Raw genomic sequence first — 18,311 nt, forward strand, 5'->3', positions numbered from 1 at the left:
CAAAACTGGGGACAAATGCTGCTGCAACTGTCTGTCTTTTTCCCGGATCGGGTCGGTCAACATTTACGCTAGACAGGCCAACTCCCCCTCCCCGGGGGAGTTCCCTATAAATGAGTTTACACAAAATTCTTGACAGACCCGTTGCCCGCAAAGATGTAACCTTCACTAAGTCTTGCAATGGATTGAACGATATCCGTTCTATCTTTCCATTTTCCTGGAACGCCAATGATTATTTTATTATCGTTCATGATTAGCCCCCCGCTTCCCTTAAATCCCACCTAATATTCTTCACGAAGCCATGCAATAGTGTTAAAACGTTCTCACCTGTACAGCATTACTTATAATAAAATGCCTTCACCCAATGATACTGTCTTCCTTTTTCTGTACACCACTCTACAAAGTTCGACTTAGATGATGTTCCGAACTCTTCCCAATCATCCATTAACTTTTTGTAATATGTTATTGCATTTTCTAGGCCTTTTTTTGTTTCCACATCTTGAATATCAGATAACAAGTCACCAATCTCATCAATTATCTTTCGATCCTCTTTGATCCTTCCCAAGTATATATCTTCATTTATGTGATGGAATACGTACCATAACCAATCTAACTTTAAATCAATAACCTTTTCCAACGCTTTTTGCTCTAGTAAACCACCAAGTTCTATGGCTTTTTTTAAGTAATCCATCCGATTATAACTGTTTAGAAATAACCCAAACCATCTATACGGTCTTGCATCGTTATAACTATTCATCCAATATTCCAGAATTGGCTTCAATAGCTGTTCTTCTAGTGGATGAACGAGTACTTGATGATGATTATCTGTGATTTCAAATAAATGAAATAGCCAACAAACAAATTTCCTTTGTTCCTCTTCCTCCCACTGCTTTACTTCAGCTATAAACATATGTAAACTCTCAAAAGATTTCTTGCGCAACCCTTTGTCCTTCAGAGTACAGAATTCATGGAATCTCTGATATTGATTTGATATGGGGTCTGATAGTATTGCCTTAATTAAGTCAGTCAAGTTTCGGATCTCCTATTATTGGATTTTTGGCGTTCTGTTCTGAGTCATCATTTACCCTCAGCGGTTATTCTCCTCATTGATAATTCTTTCATACTCGTCTTTGAGTTCTTCATCTTTTAATAAACTATCCTTCACTACTTGTTCATAAAGCTCTAAATCGTAATCTTCCATGAGTGTAAATGTGTTTAGTACCGAACTCAGATCTTTATGTATATCAAAATAGTTCTTATAATCTTGTATCTGTGATGGGTTTAAGTTGTCATAAGGAACTCCAGTTGGAGAAAATTGTGCAATAACTAAACCTTGTTTTTGACCGAGGTATCTATAGAAACCAGCATGTTTTTCATGTACTTTGAACTGAGTTCTTGATATCAAAAAAATATCAAATAACTCCGCATCGTCATTACCGGAAATGGACTTATACATAAAAGAAACCTTCGATCCAGAATCATGAATATACATCTTGTCATTCCAATATGATGGAAACTCGATAGTAAATCCTATCTTTGAATTCACGTATTTAGTAGTGCCGATTCCATTATCAACAGCACTTTGACTTTGATGTATATTTGTGATTAGCAGAAAGATGAATAACAAGATCTGCGTAAAAATCACCTCTTACCTTTTGGTAGAAACCGTAGTTCTGAAAGGAGCCCAAAAAAGATCATAATCTGTATAAATGCAATAATAATGGGTAGGACCAAGCCTAATTCCAATTGATTGTCAGGGAATATATTAAATCCTCCCGGTTCCCTTCCTTGATATTTCGTAAAAACAATAAACAAACAGCCGGGAATGCAACTCAACCAATAACAAACCCGTATTAATTTCTTGTTATTAATTTTGAATACTAAAATAGCATTGATAAGAATGAGAGCCGATAGGATCGTATATACCGTTATGAACGTATTCTTTGTATCCGAGTCGAACCCTTCCACTCTAATACCAAATAACAAAATCAAGAATAAGTGAGTAAACGCAACTGCTAATGTACCTATAAGTGGCTTCAATGAACAAATCCTCTCTAAAATATAAAGTCCTCCAACACCTATCCCCTTATTTATATATTCCTCGATAGGCCTCCGGAAGCAGCTCGGCTATTTTCATCATGATCCATCTTAGCGTGTACTCCTCATATTCTTTTCTATCTTGGTCCTTTGCTCTCTTCTGAAGCTCAAATTGTTGACCGATGCGGATATGAACATCGGCAGGATGAAAGGTCTCTGCCTGCATCTCTCCATCTTGATGGATCGGCAGCAGTTGTTCCGTCCCATATAATCCAATCGGGACAAGGGGAGCTCCTGTCATTCTGGCAATAAGCAGGATGCCTTTTTTGGCTTCGGCTAAGCTGCCGGATCGGCTTCTCGTTCCCTCCGGGAAAATCAAGATGCTTTCCCCTTGTTTTACAAGCTGAATCACTTTCTCGAGACCTTCTTTATCGGCCGAATTGGGTTTAATGTTCGTCGTCTTTATTGCATGAACCCCAATGCTCGTCACAGTGTTAGTGGATAGCTTCTCCCCTGCCACGAATGTGGGATCAATCTCTTTGAGAACCTTGTCCAGAACCAAGCCATCCGCATTGCTTAAGTGGTTACATACAAAGATTGTTGGCGTCATGATGCCTTGTAGGTTTTCACTGCCTACTAGTTGGATATTGGCGTATTTATCCAGGTATCTGTCGATCATCTTTTTCGAGATGGACTTGACCCAAGAGTGGGGGAGAATCTGTAGAAGTTTGGCCGCTGTAGTGGATATCATAAGCTGAATCCTCCATTATGCTGATGGTTTTAAAGATTCGACAGTCTTCCAGATATCCCCTTTTCCGCCCATGCACTTTCTGATGTCCCCCTCCCCAACGCAAAGAAAGGCCGGACAGAAGCATCTCTGTCCAACCTTCACGATTATAACGCGCTATTCCAGAATCTGCGGCACCCGGGCCTCCACCAGACGGCGGACCTCGTCCGCTTCGCTGCAGTCGAGGGCCTCTTCGGTCAGGCCGCCTAAGGCGGCTCGGTCCAGCCGCGAGAGAAGGCGACGGGTGCGGGCGACGGCCTTGGCGCTCATGCTGAACTCGTGGAGTCCCATGGCGAGCAGCAGGGGCACGGCATGGGGCTGGCCGGCCATCTCGCCGCACATGCCCACCCACTTGCCGTGGCGCTCCGCCGCCTCCAGCACCCGGTGCACCAGCCGGAGCACGGCAGGATGCAGCGGATCGTTCAGCTCCGCCAGCGCCGGATTCATCCGGTCCGCCGCCATGACGTACTGGCACAGGTCATTGGTGCCGATACTGAAGAAGTCTACCTCGGCGGCCAGCTGGTCTGCCATCAGAGCGGCGGCCGGCACCTCGATCATGATGCCCGTCTCCACCGCGGCGTCATACGGGTGCCCCTCGGCCGTCAACTCCCGCTTCGCCTCTTCCAGCAGCTCCCGGGCCCGGCGCCATTCCCTCCGGGTCGCCACCATCGGGAACATGATCTTCACGTTCCCGTAGGCACTGGCCCGGAGGATGGCCCGAAGCTGGGTCTTGAAGAGGCCCGTCTGTTCGAGGCAGATCCGGATGGCCCGGTATCCGAGGAAAGGATTCTCCTCCTTGGCCAGCCCCAGGAGCGGCACCTCCTTGTCCCCGCCGATGTCCATCGTGCGGATGACGACGGGCGCTCCCGGCCCGAAGGCCTGGACTGCAGCCCGGTAGGCCTCCGTCTGTTCCTCCTCCGTGGGAAGGGTGTCCCTTCCCATATAGAGGAACTCTGTCCGGTAGAGGCCAATGCCCTCCGCGCCCTCCTGTGCGGCAACAGCCGCATCCTGCGGGCTGCCGATGTTGGCGGCCAGCTCCACCCGGTGCCCATCGGCCGTCAGTGTCGGTCCGCTGCGGAACTGCCTCTCCCGCTCCACCCGGGCACGCTCCTGAGCCTGCTTCTCCCGGCAGCGTTCCACGATGTCCGCATCCGGATCCACCCAGAGGCTCCCTGTGTCGCCGTCCACGATTAAGAATTGTCCGTCCCGCAGGTCCGACAGTCGTTCCCCGGCGCCGGCCACGGCAGGGATGCCCAAGGCCCGGGCCAAGATGGCGGAATGTCCGTTCCGCCCTCCTGCGGCCGTCACGAAGCCGGCTACTTCCTCCGGCTTTAGCCCAGCCGTCTCCGATGGGCTCAGCTCCTCTGCCACCAGGATGACGGGACCGGTTCCTCCGAAGCCGCAGTCCCGGTTCTCTACGGACTCTCCGCTCAGCTTGCGTCCGATCCGCCGGGCTACGTCCCGGATATCGGCGGCCCGCTCCCGGATATAGGCGTCGTCTAAGCTTTCCAGCACCGCCGCCACCTCGTCCGTGGCCTGTGTCAGAGCCTGTGCCGCACTCCGGCATTCCTCCCGGATCAGCCCTTCAGCCCGGCCGATCCATTCCTCATCCTGCAGGAACATCCGGTGCCCCTCGAAGATCTCCGCCTCTGACGGCCGCCCCTGCTGTACCAGCGCCTCGATCAGCTCAGCCAGCTCCGCTCCGGAATCCGTGACGGCTGCGGCAAGACGCTCCAGCTCCTCCGGGACCTGGTCCGGGTCCACTACGGTATCCCGCTCCACAGCTGCGCCGTCCGCAGCATGACCTGCCGGCAGCAGTCGGCGCACCGGCCCCATGGCGATGCCGGAGGAGACGCCGACCCCTTTCCATTCGCCTGTCATGCGGCTCACTCCTTCGCGGGCGAATCGATGGACGAGGCCAAGAGCGCGCCGATCACCGCTTGGGCCTCCTCCTCCTGCTCGCCGTCGGTCACGAGCGTCACCGCGTCCCCCAGCTTGGCGCCGGCAGACAGGACGGCGACGAGGCTTTTGGCGCTGCTGCGCTTGCCGTCCAGCTCCAGATAGACGCTGCAGGGATACTTGCTGGCGCATTCCACGATTTTTTTGGCCGGGCGGACATGGATGCCCAGCAGATTTTGGATCACATAAGTGTGTTGCAGCATATGGCTCTCCCTCTCTTCATGGATCTCTCTATAACCCGCTCGCGGATCACATCATCTTCTGAATCTCATCCTTCAACAACTCCGATTGGGTGCCGAAGATGACCTGTACCGCCCCTTGGCCCAGCCTCATGACACCGGCTGCTCCCAGGCTCTTCAGCACTTGATCGTTGACGGCCTTCTCATCCTTCACAACCAGGCGCAGACGGGTGATGCAGGCATCCAGCCCGTTGATGTTGCCGGCGCCTCCGATGGCGGCCAGCACTTTTTCGGCCTTGTCGGTTAAGGTGGAGCGGCCCGACGCTGCTGTTCCCGACACATCGTCGTCTTCCCGGCCCGGCGTCTTCAGGTTAAACTTCACGATGACGAAGCGGAACAGGAAATAATAGACGACCGCGAATACGAGACCGATCGGAATGAGAAGAAGCGGCTTGGTGGCCAGCGAATAGTTGATGCCGTAGTCCAGCATGCCCGCGGAGAAGCCGAAGCCATGCTGAATGCCCATGCTGGTCGTAATATAGCCGGAGATGCCGGTAAGAACCGCATGAATACCGTACAGCACAGGTGCCAGGAACATGAAGGAGAACTCCAGCGGCTCCGTGATGCCGGTCAGGAACGATACCAAGGCCGTCCCGATGAAGATGGAAGAGATCGCCTTGCGCCGCTCCGGCTTGGCCGTATGGATAATGGCCAGGGCAGCTGCCGGAAGAGCGAACATCATGATCGGGAAGAAGCCGGTCATGAACATGCCCGCCGTCGGATCGCCTGCGAAGAAGCGGGTCAGGTCGCCGTGAACCACTTTGCCGGCTGCATCGGTGTAGTCGCCGATCTGGAACCAGGCGATGGAATTCAGCACGTGGTGCAGCCCGAACGGAATCAGAAGACGGTTGCCGATCATGAAGATCATGGCTCCGATGCCGCCCAGATCCACGACCCAGCGGCCGAACTCATCGAGCACGTGCTGGATCGGACCCCAGATGATGCCGAAGACGATCCCCACCAGAACCATGGTCAAGGAGGTGATGATCGGCACGAAGCGCTTGCCGCCGAAGAAGCCGAGCCAATCGGGAAGCTTGATGTTGTGGTATTTCTTATAGAAGTACGAGGCGACCAGTCCGGCCAGAATGCCCCCGATGACCCCCATATTCAGCTTGGTATCCGCATCGACGATGCCGGAGAAGGCCACCGGAATCTTGGTCAACACGTTGGAGAGCACCAAGTAAGCGATTGCAGCCGCCAGTGCGGCAACGGCGTCGCCGGCGATGCCGATAGCCACCCCGATGGCGAAGATGAGCGGCAGGTTATCGAAGATGGCCGAGCCGCCGGCCAGCAGGAAGGGGGCGATGTACTGGTTCAGGAAGCCGCCGGCCCCGTCCCCCATATGGAAATCCTTCACATAATCAATGGCTCCGAAACGGAGCAGTATGGCCGCCGCCGGCAAAGACGCGACGGGAAGCATGAGGGCTTTGCCCAGCTTCTGCAATGCTGCCAACATGATCATCATCCTCTCGATCGTTCATATTAGGAATGGATAATTGCCTGACCGTCCATCATGTCTGTCTGAGACCCGGTCTATGCCTTCAGCTCCGCAGTCAGCAGCCGGCTCTGTCCCGCCCGGACTTGGGCGAACACCGGCTCCTCCAGGGAAGCGGATCTCTCCTCGCCGTTGGCAAGGACGACCGGTGTAATGAGCGGAAAGCCCTTCGCGCGGATGAAGTCCATGTCGAACTCAATCAGCGGCTGTCCCGCCCACACCTTGTCGCCGGTCCCGACCATTGCCCGGAAGCCCTCGCCCTTGAGCGCCACCGTGTTGATGCCGATGTGCACCAAGAGCTGCAGCCCGGATTCGTGCTCGAGAATCAGCGCGTGCTTCGTTTGGATCAGATGAGCCACGGTTCCGTCGAAGGGAGCGGTCAAGACCCCTTGCGAAGGCTCGATGGCCACACCGTCGCCCATATGCTTGCCGGCGAAGGCGTCATCCGGCACCAGCTCCAGGGGCACGGATTCCCCTGTAAGCGGGGATAGGATCTCCAGCTTCGTGTTTTTTTGCTTCAACCAATTGCCGAACATGGTTCTTCCTCCTAGCGGTTCCCACCCGGGACGTAAGTTTGAAACAAGCGGTACAGGTGAAGCGTCATATATCCGATCTCGTCGTCGGGAATCTCCATGTGGAGGTAATCGCCCATGACGCGTCCCATCTCCAGCGCCAATTCGTATTCCTTGCGGTGATCCTTGTGAATCGTGGCGAGGAACGGGTTATGAGCCACATTCCCTTGGAGCACCCGCTCTACCGCATACCTCAGATGGGTGATGAGGCGGATGTAATCCATGCTCTCCCGGGGGATGGACAGGCTCTTGCGGGTCTCGATGAGCTGGACTAGATCGTTGATCAGGCTCGTGAATTTGACCAGCTGCCCCACGGATACATTCGACACGGCGGCATGAACGTGGAAGGTCAGGAAGCCGATCTCATCCTCCGGGATCTCGACGCCGAAGGCATTGGAGATCCGGGCCGCCGCTTTCTGTGCAATGTTGTACTCCTTGGGGAAGCACATCTTCGTCTCGTACAGGAACGGATTGACGATATCCATGGCATTCTTCAACCGGTAGACTGCAAACTGAATGTGGCTCGGCAAAGCCAGATACACCTTGGGACTTACGGAAACGGCGAAATCGGCGGAAATATCGGCGATGATCTCTTCCGAGATCCGGATCACGTCCGGATCCACATCCTCCAGGAGCGATTGATAATGGCGGATCGGCATGCTCTCATCCAGACGGAACCGCTTCTCGATGCGGGGATCCTTCGCTTGGATGCGTCCGTCGCCTTTGACATTGAAGCCGATGCCCTTGCCGAGCAGCACGTATTCCTGACCCGTCGCACCGTCCTTGGCCAGGACGACATTGTTGCCGATCACCCGGTCGATCTTGAGAACGTGCTCCTTCTCCAACCTTATCCCTCCGATATTCCCCGTTTCACGAATCCAACTCAAAAGGCACACAAAAAAGAGCCCGAAAAGATCCGTATACTAGATCTTTCCCGGCTCATGCCCTCTTCAATCAAGGTAACACGCCATATGCATATGGGGTTGTGCTGGAACACTCTCATAATAGCCGATAGGTGAAACCGCTGTCAATGGGGGTCTGCCAAAAATTCTTCGGGATCCTCCCCCTCCCGACTTACCTGCGGACCGCATCCGTCCGGAACGGCGAAGCCGGCAGCCCCTCCCGGCTGTACAGATTGGCGCCCTCCGGATTGTCGGCCCAAGCGTACCGCACAGCGCGCGGCTCCGGCACCCGGTCGCTCCATACCGCCACCTCGTCACCATGAATCTCCGCCTCCGCCCAGACGAACGGTGTCCCGTCTCCGGCCACTGCAAAATGCTTGAGCTTCCCGCTGCCCCGGACCACCAGCCCTCCGCCGGCGTGGGCGAAGGAGAGCAGGAGCTTCCTTCCCTCTCGGCGCATGCCCCGAAGAAGCGGACCCATTCCGGCTTCGTCCGTAGCGTAGGCGAGGGGTCCGGCGGCTCGGGCCAACCTATGGCCGACCGTTTTTTTGTCCAGCGGATGGATGTCATTCCATTCCCCCGCGTCGATTGCGACGGCCATCCCCGTATGCGGAAGCTCCAGCGCTTGCAGCTGCGCCTCCCGCAGCTCGGCCCAATGGCTCTCCGAGGGCTCCGGCCGGGCCTCCATAAAGTTCGGCAGCTGCACGAAGAGGAAGGGGAGGTCTTCCCGGTTCCATCGTCTTCTCCATTCCCGCATAAGGGTAGTGAACAAGTCCCGATAGGATCCGGGCCGCTCGGCATTGGACTCCCCCTGGTACCAGAACACGCCCTTGACCGCCAGCTTCAGGAGAGGCGCAATCATCCCGTTATAGAGGCCCGTCGGCTTCCATTGGATAAACGTCGTCGCCGGCAGCGGCCTGCCGGCAATGGCTCCCACCCGGCAGCTCCACTCGCCGGCCAGCGGGATGGAGCGGTTCCCCGCCTCCAGCCGGAACGGCTTATCCTTCGTGAAGGCCCCCTGGCCGTTGTTGCAGATCACCCGGATGGCAATGACGTTGCGGCCTTCGCGGAGCACCTCTCCAGGAACGTCATAGATCCTCGGCGGATATTGGTAGCCGGTCGTGCCGACCAGCGTCCCGTTCACATAAGCGGCGTCGCTGTCCACGATGGTGCCCAGCCTCAGCTTGGCGGGAAGGCCGCACATCTCCGCGGGCACCTCCACGGTCTTGCGGAACCAGACGGAGCCGCAGAAGCCGGGCAGACCTTCATCGGCGAAGGCCGAGGGCAGGCTCATGGCGGACCAGCCGTCCGCCGGATGATCGGACACCTCCGATGCATACCAGGGCGGAGCCGCCGTCAAGCCTGCATCCTCCCGGTCCACCTGCCCGTACCAAGCAGCGGCGGCTTCCTCATCTCGCTGCTTCACCCGGGCAATATGAGCCGGATCCTCGAAGGGAGCCGCCTGCTGCAGCAGCTCCGGGTATGCTTGAAGCGCATCCCTGCCGATCCAGGACTCTACGGGCGACCCGCCTACGGCAGATAGGAGAATTCCGACGGGCACACCGTGCCGCTCATGCAGCTCCAAGGCGGCAAAATACGCCACGGCGGAAAAGCTCAGCACCCGCTCCGGATCTGCGGGCACCCACTCCCCCCCGTCCAGGTCATCCCTTGGTCCCCGGAAATCGTAGGTTTCCGGCACCGAAAACTGCCGGATGGCCGGGTTGGCCGAACGGGAGATGTCCTCCGCGTATTTTTCCTTGACCCGGGCCATGGGAATCTGCATGTTGGATTGCCCGGAGCATACCCAGACGTCGCCGAACAGAATGTTCCCGACGGCCGTCCTTTCTGCTCCTGCTGAGATCTCCATCGTATAAGGCCCCCCTGCTTGGCAGGGAGGCAGAACGACCTGCCACCTTCCATCCTCGCCGGCCCGTACGGAGCCGCTTGCTCCGCCAAGCTTCACCTGGACGTCCACTCCAGCCTGCGCCCATCCCCATATCGTCACCAGGGCCTCCCGCTGCAGCACCATGCCGTCGCTTAGAATCCGCGGCAGCCGAAGGGTGCGTCCGCAATCACACTCGCGCTTCTCTCTCTCCTGCATGTCCATACTCCCTCGCTTCCTCCCTTGGGGATCAGCGAAGCGCCGGTCCCAAGTGATCGTCTACCCTCCATTATGGCGCAACGATGAAGCGTTTCCAATTCCATAAATTATAGGCTTTCCCCGGGAAAGTATAGATTAATGGCCCCTCGGCGGAACACCCGGCAGCACAAAAAGCCGGCCCCGTTACAGGGCCAGCTCTTGTTGTGCGAAGGCCAGGAAGGCCTCCGCCTGCTCCCAGGATCCGAAGCCCGCCTGGGCCAGCTTGTCGCTGCCGCCGCCCTTGCCGCCATAGGCGGCCAGATGCGACTTGAAGAACGCGCCGCAGGCCGGTAAGCCCCCTCCTCCTTCGCCAGGCGCGGCAAACACCACCTTGCCGTCCGCCCGGGACGCCGCAAGCACCGGCCGTTTCCCGGCTTCCGCCAGCTTCACCGCCAGGCTCTGCAGATCCTTCAGCGGCTTGTCGTCGAACACCTTCACCAACACGCCGCCGCTCCAACTCCGCAGCAGCTCCCGGACCAGATACTCCTCATTCTGCTCCTTCAGTTGAGCCAGCTCCGCCTGCAGCGCCCGCTGCTCCTGGTCCCCCTTCTCGATCCGGTCCAGAATCTCTTCCCGGCCGGTGTTGAAGCGGGCGGCCAAGGCGCCGAGAATCCGTAAGCTGGCGTTGAACTCCCGCAGCGCCCGTTCTCCGCAGAGGAAGGTGATCCGGACGTTGCCCTTCATCTTCTCCTGCTTCATCAGCTTGATCATGCCGATTCCGCCTGTGGAGGCCACGTGGGTGCCGCCGCAGGCATTGTACTCCACGCCCTCAATCTCGACGATCCGGACGTCCTCCGTCACCTTGGGCGGCTTCACCAGTGGCAGCCGCTCCAGCTCCTCCGGCGTGACGAAATAGCTGCGGATCCGACGGTTCAGATAGATCTGCCGGTTGGCCTCCCGCTCGACCTGCTCCCACTCCTCCGGTGTAATCCCCGGCCGCTCGATGTCGATGGTTGATTCATCAGTTCCCATATGGAAGCTCACCGTCATAGCGCCGAGCAGGCTCAGGCAGACCGCCGAGAGCAGGTGCTGTCCGCTGTGCTGCTGCATATGGTCGAAGCGGCGCCGCTCATCGATCGCACATTTTACCATCCCGGAGGCTTCCGGCCGCTCCGCCACCTTGTGCAGCACTGTTTCCCCCTCGCTGACCACCTCCAGCACCGGGATCCCTTGGATCCTGCCCGTATCGCAGGGCTGGCCACCCCCATGGGGATAGAAGGCGCTCTGCTCCAGCTCCAGGTATAATCCGTCCTCCCGTTCCCACACCTGGGTGATCCGGGTTTCCCACTCCATCCGTTCGGGCGAATCGTAATACAGTCTCTCCGTCATGCGGACCTTCCTCTCTCCGTCCGGCACCGGGCAGCTCCCCGGGAACCGGCTTTAGGCCAATGTATTGCGGAGCTTCATCATCACCTTGGTACCCTTGCCCAGCTGGCTTTCCACATGGAGCCCGTATTCCTTGCCGTAATGCAGCTTGATCCGCTCATTCACATTGGCCAGTCCGATGCCGCGGCCCGTTCCCGGCTCATAGGTGATCTTCTCGAAGCGGTCGTTCAGCTTGTCCACCATCTCCCGGCTCATGCCCACCCCGTCATCCGTCAGCACAAAAAACGTGTCCGTCCCCAGATGATAGGCCGACACGCAGATCTCTCCGGACCCGCCGTGCTTCTCGTGGCCGTGGTAGATGGCGTTCTCGACGATAGGCTGCAGCACCAGCTTCAGCATGGGCAGCTGCATCAGCTCCTTCGGAACGTCCACCTTCAGGTGGAATTTGCCGCTGAACCTCATGTTCTGCAGGTACAGGTAATGCTCCAGATGCTCCAGCTCTGACTCTACCGTACCGATTTCGTGGCCCTTGGTCAAGCTGTACCGGAGCATTTGCCCCAGATTGTAGGTCATGGCGGCTACCCGGTCATCGTCGTTCAGCTCCGCCATCATCCGGATGGTCTCCAGCGTGTTGTAGATAAAGTGAGGGTTGATCTGGCTCTGCAGCGCCCTCATCTCCGCCTCCTTCTTCAGGAGGCGGCTGTCGGTCACCTCGCCGATCAGCTCCTCGATCCGTCCGATCATCTGGTTGAAGTGCTTGCCCAGAAGCCCCACCTCATCCGCGTACCGGACATGCAGCCTCACGTTCAGATTGCCGCCTTGAACCTGTTTCATGATCTTGGACATCTTGCTGAGCGGCTTCGTCAGGAAGTGGGAGATGACGATGGAGACCAGGAGCGCGAAGCCCGTAATGGCAATCGTGACCAGAATGGTCACGTTTCGGTTCAGCTTGGCCTTGGCCGTCACTTCCTTCACCGGGACGAAGGCCACCATTTTCCAATCGGACTTGGAGGAGGTCGTATAGGTGCAGATGTACGCCTGCCCGTCCAGCTCCACCTCGAAGCTGCCCTGGGCGCCGGTCATCCGGGAGGCGAACTCCCGCTTCTCCACGCTCTGCGTGATATAGGCCCGGTCGCTGTCGTAGACCACGTGGCCCTCCTGATCCAGGATCATGGACTTGCCCTTGGTGATGGCGTCCAGCTCCTGCACCGTCTTGGCCATGACCGTGACTGAGGTGTCGAATACGATGATCCCGATGGGAGTGATGGAGGCGGAGTCGCGGATCTCCCGCACGACCGAGAACACATAATCCTTCTTGCCCGAAGAATACTCCACCTCCTGTACCGGCAGCAGCACCGGAAGTCCGTCAGCCTCCTTGGCCAACTGCCGGAAGTACGGAATCTTCTCGCGGATATCCTGACGCACCCCATCCGTCTTCAGGTTGTAGTACAGCTCGTTGAAGTTATCGATGATGTAGACGTTGGAGGGCTCCTGCTTGATATTGTTGATCGAGAGGATGGAGAGCTCCACGGTCTTCAGCTTGTCGAAGCTCTGGCCGGGCTCGTTCAGCTTCACCTGCATCTCCTGCATGAAGAGGGGCAGGGCGGAGATCCGCTTGATGTCCATGATGTAGCCGTCCAGCTTGTCCAGAAGCTCCGAGGTGGTGCCCAGAGCGTAGGTTGTGGCGGTCTCCTGGAGGGAGCGGGAGTAGCTTTGGTACGAGATGGCGCCGGTCAGCGTGAGCGGCAGCGTAATCAGGAAGACAAACACCACGATCAGCTTCTTCTTCATGCTGGCATCGGCGAACTTCTGCCAGATTCGGGTCCATGTCCCCTTCATTCCGTAACGCACGCGCATCCCTCCCTTCTATGGCTGCGGATTAGGGTGCAGCGACGCCCGGATCTGCGCCCACATCTTGTTGACCTTGTCCAACACTTGATCGGAATCCCCCAGCATATATTCCTGGACCAGTGCCGGCAGCTCCAGCTGGGCCTTGTTCAGAATCTGGCTGTACACATCCGTATCCTTCACGATCTCCACATACTGCGGATGGAAGGATTCCAGCTCCTGCAGCTGGGGGAGGGTGGCTTTACGGTCCTTCAGCACCGGGATGAAGCCGGAGTACGCCTCATAATCGGATTCCTCCAGCATCCACTTCACAAAAGCCTTGGCGGCCGCGGCATGCTTCGTATTCTTGCCGACGGCATAATAGCGGTCCGGGTAGAGCGTGGCCCGCAGCACGCCGGAATTGTCCGCCGGAAACGGGAAGAAGCCGATCTCCTCCGGACGGGCCCCGTTCTCGATGACCTGGTTCACCAGCCAATTGCCCGTCAGGATCATGGCGGTCCTTCCTTCAGCCAGATCCCGCTTGGACAGCTCCCAGTTGGTATCGTTCAGATTAGGCTCCAGATACCCCAGCTGGTACAGCTTCTTCACGATGGACATGGATTGCACGTAGGGGGAATCCGGCTGGAACGGAGCATCCTTGGCCGCCAGTTCATTCTTGATGGCACCTGTGCCGGAGAGCAGGAGCGGCACGTCATTGGTCCACACCTGAAGAGGCCACCGGTCCTTGAAATTGGAGGCCAAGGGCACGGAGCCGAGCCGCTTCAGCTTGGCACAAGCCTCCAAGAAGGCGTCCAGGGTCCGGGGCGCTTCCGGGATGCCGGCACGCCGGAAGACCGTCTTGTTGTACACCACGCCGCTGACGGCCACCCCGGAGGGCATGCCGTAATTCTCGCTGCGGAAGGTCTTGAAGTCGGAGAAGACCAGCTTGTCCTTGTCCAGCCCCAACGTTCCAAGCGGCAGGAAGAACTTCGGCAGGTCCGAGGTGGGGATAGTGGGAATGAGCATCACGTCCGGCGTCTCTCCCGATGCCAGCCGGATCTTGATGTTCTTATCGTAATCCCGGAGCGCCTCGAACTGAACTGTTAAGCCCGGATACCGGGCATGGAATTGTTGGGCGTACTCCTTGTATTTGGTCTCGATCAGATCCGTCCGGTTGGTGACCACCGTCAAGGTACCGGTCCAGTCCGGATCGGCCTCCACCCGCGGGGTGGAGGGTTGGCTAGTCCTCCCGCCCGGTGAGCAGCCGGTGAGCACCGTCAGGAAGACGGTCAGGAGAGCGCCTGCCCGCAAGATGCCGGATATCATGTGTCCGCAGCTCCTCTCATGAAAGGGGTTACAACGATATGTCCCGATTATAGGCCATACCGGTCAATAGCGGCAACCCCGGGTATGAGCTACCCGGGGTGTGGGACATAAGCGGATGATAATGGAGCATCCTCGATATAGGTAATGGCCTTGCCGCTCCCGCTCTAGCGTCAGCCCTCTGCAGCCGTAGCGGTCCGCAACCGGGCGTACGCATCCCGGACCACCGGCTCCGCAGATTTGCCGTACATGCAGTAATCCCGGTTGGCTGCCGCTTCTTCCAATGGATATAAGCGAGCGGGCCAATCCCACAGCATGAAGCCCCGCAGCCAATCCGCATGCTCCGCCACCGCCCCGAACATGCTGCGGTAGTAGGCTGCCTGCTCCTCTTCGTCGGCCTGCCCGGGAAGAGACCAGTCGTTCGGCATCCGCGACGATCCGGTCCGGCTGGGGCAGCCTCCTTCCAGGAAGAGGAAGGGCTTGCCGTGTGCGCGGACGTTACGTCCGATCCGCTCCAGCTGCTCCTCCCAGGAACCCTCCGGATAGTATCCGCTGGAGCTGATGACATCCACCGCATCCCACCAGCTAACCCGGTCCTCCTGATATTTGTCGCAATTATAGGTGACCGGGCCGGAATAGACTTCCCGCACATCCTCCACCAGGCTTCTCCAGGCGTCTGCATACCGGTCCATCTGCACCATCTCGCAGCCCACACAGAAGAGCTCGCAGCCCAGCTCCTCCGCCAGCTCGGCATAATGAACCATGAATGCCCCGTAGGAGCGGAACCATTCCTTCCATGTCGGCTCTCCGGGTACATCCTGCTCGAAGAAGGAGATATGGGCCCGCCACACGCCGTTCCGGCAGTTGACCACCGGCTTCAGACAGATCTTCAGCCCATGCTTGCGGGCCATGGCGGCTGCCGCACGGATCTCCTCGTCCGTTACCGTCGGCTCTTCACGGAATCGGATTTCCGTGGCCTGCGGATGATCCTGCAGAGCCCCGAAGGCCAGCGTCACCCAATTGACGCCCAATTCCGACATCCGGGCGAAGGATTCTTCCGCCTCCGGGGTGCTCCAGGTTCCCCGCACTCCCGTCCAGCCCCAGGTCATGCCGCACACGTACTCCGTCCCCAGCACCATGCTTGCCTCTCCCATCGTTCCGCTCTCCTCCTGCTTCTTATGAATGCTGCTCCTTGTATTCCTTGGGGGTGACACCCGCCATCTTCTTAAACAGCTTATTGAAGTATACCGGGTCGGAATACCCGACCATACCGGCAATCTCATAGTTCTTCAGCTCCGGAAAATCCAGGAGAAACTGCTTCGCCTTCTCCACCCTTAGAGCAATCAGGTAGTCCGTCACGGTGGTGCCCGTCTCCTGCCGGAACAGCTTGCTCACATAGCTCGGACTCAGATCCACCCGAAGCGCCAGCTTCTCCAGATCAAAGGGCTTGTCGTATTCCTTCTCCAGAAAATACCGGATCCGCTCCACCACGTAATGCTCCTGTCCCCGTTCTACCTGTGGGGTCTCCTCCGGCGCTCTAGCCTCCTCCTTCGCATGGTACAGCTTCCAGAGCGCCTGGAAGAGATCGTACTTGTCCAACGGCTTCAGGAAATAATCCGTCACCCCGAACCGGAGGGCTTGGCGGGCATACTCGAACTCGTTGAAGCCGCTCAGCACGATGACGGCCAGCCCCGGCATCCGTTCCTTCGCCTTCTCGATGAGCTTCAGGCCGTCCATGACCGGCATCTTAATGTCGGTGATCAGCACGTCCAGCTCCCCCGGCGCCAGCTTGGACAGCTCGGTCCAGGCCTCCAGGCCGTTGGCGTAGAGCCCCGTCACCTGCACGGGCAGCTCCGATTTGCTCAGGATCTTGGCGATACCCAGCCGGATCATTTCTTCGTCGTCCACGATCATGAGGTTCACGCCGGATCACTCCTTTGAGCTCCATCATATCATATTCCCGCCCGGGCTTAGGACTTGACCGCTCCGCTGGTCACGCCGGAGAAGATATATTTCTGCAGCACCAGATAGACCACGACGGTCGGGATCATGATGATCAGGATGGCCGCGCAGATATAGTTCCACTCCGCCTGGTTGATGCCGGCGAACCGCATGATGGCCGTAGAGACGACGCCCAGCTTGGACTTGGGCATGTAGAGATAAGGGATGTACAGATCATTGTAGATATTGATGGTTTTCAGGATGACCAGCGTGGCCGTTGCCGGCGTCAAGAGCGGGAAGATGATGTTCCAGTAGATCCGGAACAGGGAGGCGCCGTCGATCATGGCGCTTTCGTCCAGCTCATATGGGATGTTCTTGATGAATTGCATGTAGATGTAGATCTGTACCACGTCGGCTCCGATGTAGAGGATGATGGGCGCGGACAGGGTGTTGAACAGGTGCAGCTTCTGGATGATGGAGAAAACGGCCACCTGGGTCGTAATCGTCGGGATGATGGTCGCCGCCAGGAAAGAGCCCAGGATGATCCCCTTGCCCCGAAAGTTGAACCTTCCGATGGCATAGGCCACCATCGTGCCGAGCAGGACGTTTCCGATCAGGGAGACGATGATGATGACGAAGGTATTGGCAAAAGCCTGGTCCATATGCGCCCGCTCGAAGACCCCCCGGAAATTCTCCCAATTGCCGAAGCTCTTCGGCAGCGTGAAGGGCCCGGAGGAGCCGAACTCCTCCTTCTTCTTGAAAGCGTTGACGAAGACCACATAAGGCGGGAATACCACCACGAAGGCGGCTGCCAGCAGGATCAGGTATTGGAGGCTGTTCAGGAAGACACTCTTTCGCTTCATGGGTTATTCCCCCTTCCGGTTGATGACTTTGCTCTGGATGCCGAGGATCACGACGGTGATCAGGAGAAGCACCACGCTCATGGCCGATGCCAGGCCGTAATTATTGAATTGGAACGCCGTCTCCACCGTCTTGAAGACGAAGGTGGTGGAGGCGCCGGCCGGACCGCCGGCCGTCAGGACGAAGGGCAGGTCGAAGACGGACAGAGCCCCGCTGATGGTCAGGAACATATTGAGCTCGATGATCTTGGTCAGATGCGGCAGGGTCAAGTACCAGAATTGCTGAACGCCGCTGGCTCCGTCGATGGTGGCCGCCTCGTACATGTCTCCGGGGATGGCCTGCAGGGCGCCGATGTAGATGACCATGTTGTATCCCATGAATCTCCAGAATCCTACCGATGCCAGAGAATAGTTGACGATATCCTTATTGCCCAGCCAGCTCATCTTCCATCCGTCCAGTCCGATGGCGTCAAGCAAGGCGTTGAGCGACCCGTTGGTGGTGTCGAAGACGAATTGGAACATAAACGCCACGGCCACCCCATTCATAATGAACGGCAGGAACAGCAGAACCCGGAAGAAATTCCGTCCTTTCAGCTTGCCATTCAGAAGAACTGCAAAAAGCAAAGCAAACATATTCTGCACCACTCCCACCAGGAAGTAGGGAATCTGGTGCAGGAAGACGCCGAAGATCTTGGGGTTGTCGAATACCTCCGCATAGTTGCTCCAGCCGATCAGCTTCTTGTCCGGGCTGATGCCGTCCCAATCCGTAAAGCTGAGATAGACGAGCTTCACCGCCGGGTAGAACGTGAATGTGCATAGGAGCGTCATGGGTACCAGCAGGAAGCCGATGACGATGATCCACTTTTGGGTCTTGTACGATAGGGGGTTGAACATGGTGCTCTCTCC

At 57.3% G+C, this 18,311-nt stretch carries 17 protein-coding genes; all 17 read right to left on the reverse strand.

Annotated features, from left to right (window positions below; genetic code table 11):
- Nucleotides 1-116: 116 nt before the first annotated feature.
- On the reverse strand, nucleotides 117-248 hold the full coding sequence (locus ACSEXW_RS00005; protein WP_438444030.1) for a hypothetical protein: 132 nt from the start codon (nucleotides 246-248) through the stop codon (nucleotides 117-119).
- A gap of 86 nt (nucleotides 249-334) precedes the next feature.
- Nucleotides 335-1,027 (reverse strand): hypothetical protein, encoded by a 693-nt coding sequence (locus tag ACSEXW_RS00010; RefSeq protein WP_438444031.1) that lies wholly within the window; start codon nucleotides 1,025-1,027, stop codon nucleotides 335-337.
- Nucleotides 1,028-1,084: 57 nt separating this feature from the next.
- Nucleotides 1,085-1,453, reverse strand: a complete 369-nt coding sequence (locus ACSEXW_RS00015; RefSeq protein ID WP_438444032.1) for a hypothetical protein — start codon at nucleotides 1,451-1,453, stop codon at nucleotides 1,085-1,087.
- Between the two features lie 630 nt (nucleotides 1,454-2,083).
- The gene (locus tag ACSEXW_RS00020; RefSeq protein ID WP_438444033.1) at nucleotides 2,084-2,785 is read right to left on the reverse strand and encodes a lysophospholipid acyltransferase family protein; all 702 of its coding nucleotides are present in this window, start codon (nucleotides 2,783-2,785) and stop codon (nucleotides 2,084-2,086) included.
- 153 nt (nucleotides 2,786-2,938) lie between these two features.
- Nucleotides 2,939-4,702 carry a phosphoenolpyruvate--protein phosphotransferase gene (gene ptsP, locus ACSEXW_RS00025; protein ID WP_438444034.1) on the reverse strand — a complete coding sequence of 588 codons (1,764 nt, stop codon included), beginning with the start codon at nucleotides 4,700-4,702 and terminating at the stop codon, nucleotides 2,939-2,941.
- 5 nt (nucleotides 4,703-4,707) lie between these two features.
- Nucleotides 4,708-4,983 carry an HPr family phosphocarrier protein gene (locus ACSEXW_RS00030; RefSeq protein WP_438444035.1) on the reverse strand — a complete coding sequence of 92 codons (276 nt, stop codon included), beginning with the start codon at nucleotides 4,981-4,983 and terminating at the stop codon, nucleotides 4,708-4,710.
- A 46-nt stretch (nucleotides 4,984-5,029) separates the two neighbouring features.
- The gene (gene nagE, locus ACSEXW_RS00035) at nucleotides 5,030-6,475 is read right to left on the reverse strand and encodes an N-acetylglucosamine-specific PTS transporter subunit IIBC (RefSeq protein ID WP_438444036.1); all 1,446 of its coding nucleotides are present in this window, start codon (nucleotides 6,473-6,475) and stop codon (nucleotides 5,030-5,032) included.
- A 77-nt stretch (nucleotides 6,476-6,552) separates the two neighbouring features.
- Nucleotides 6,553-7,050 carry a PTS sugar transporter subunit IIA gene (locus ACSEXW_RS00040; RefSeq protein WP_438444037.1) on the reverse strand — a complete coding sequence of 166 codons (498 nt, stop codon included), beginning with the start codon at nucleotides 7,048-7,050 and terminating at the stop codon, nucleotides 6,553-6,555.
- Nucleotides 7,051-7,061: 11 nt separating this feature from the next.
- The gene (locus ACSEXW_RS00045; protein ID WP_438444038.1) at nucleotides 7,062-7,931 is read right to left on the reverse strand and encodes a PRD domain-containing protein; all 870 of its coding nucleotides are present in this window, start codon (nucleotides 7,929-7,931) and stop codon (nucleotides 7,062-7,064) included.
- 229 nt (nucleotides 7,932-8,160) lie between these two features.
- Nucleotides 8,161-10,089, reverse strand: a complete 1,929-nt coding sequence (locus ACSEXW_RS00050; RefSeq protein WP_438444039.1) for a sialate O-acetylesterase — start codon at nucleotides 10,087-10,089, stop codon at nucleotides 8,161-8,163.
- A gap of 183 nt (nucleotides 10,090-10,272) precedes the next feature.
- Nucleotides 10,273-11,457, reverse strand: coding sequence for an alanyl-tRNA editing protein (locus ACSEXW_RS00055; RefSeq protein ID WP_438444040.1), 1,185 nt, complete (start codon nucleotides 11,455-11,457; stop codon nucleotides 10,273-10,275).
- A gap of 51 nt (nucleotides 11,458-11,508) precedes the next feature.
- Nucleotides 11,509-13,305 carry a cache domain-containing sensor histidine kinase gene (locus tag ACSEXW_RS00060; protein ID WP_438444041.1) on the reverse strand — a complete coding sequence of 599 codons (1,797 nt, stop codon included), beginning with the start codon at nucleotides 13,303-13,305 and terminating at the stop codon, nucleotides 11,509-11,511.
- Between the two features lie 15 nt (nucleotides 13,306-13,320).
- Nucleotides 13,321-14,607 (reverse strand): ABC transporter substrate-binding protein, encoded by a 1,287-nt coding sequence (locus ACSEXW_RS00065; protein ID WP_438444042.1) that lies wholly within the window; start codon nucleotides 14,605-14,607, stop codon nucleotides 13,321-13,323.
- 170 nt (nucleotides 14,608-14,777) lie between these two features.
- Nucleotides 14,778-15,758 carry a glycoside hydrolase family 113 gene (locus tag ACSEXW_RS00070; protein WP_438444043.1) on the reverse strand — a complete coding sequence of 327 codons (981 nt, stop codon included), beginning with the start codon at nucleotides 15,756-15,758 and terminating at the stop codon, nucleotides 14,778-14,780.
- A gap of 22 nt (nucleotides 15,759-15,780) precedes the next feature.
- The gene (locus ACSEXW_RS00075; protein ID WP_438444402.1) at nucleotides 15,781-16,518 is read right to left on the reverse strand and encodes a response regulator; all 738 of its coding nucleotides are present in this window, start codon (nucleotides 16,516-16,518) and stop codon (nucleotides 15,781-15,783) included.
- 56 nt (nucleotides 16,519-16,574) lie between these two features.
- Complete coding sequence (locus ACSEXW_RS00080; RefSeq protein WP_438444044.1) at nucleotides 16,575-17,408, reverse strand: carbohydrate ABC transporter permease; 834 nt, start codon at nucleotides 17,406-17,408, stop codon at nucleotides 16,575-16,577.
- A 3-nt stretch (nucleotides 17,409-17,411) separates the two neighbouring features.
- Complete coding sequence (locus tag ACSEXW_RS00085) at nucleotides 17,412-18,299, reverse strand: carbohydrate ABC transporter permease (RefSeq protein ID WP_438444045.1); 888 nt, start codon at nucleotides 18,297-18,299, stop codon at nucleotides 17,412-17,414.
- Nucleotides 18,300-18,311 lie beyond the last annotated feature (12 nt).

The sequence above is a fragment of the Oryzibacillus soli genome (assembly GCF_051594765.1).
In the GTDB taxonomy this organism is placed as follows: Bacteria; Bacillota; Bacilli; order Paenibacillales; family NBRC-103111; genus Paenibacillus_AR.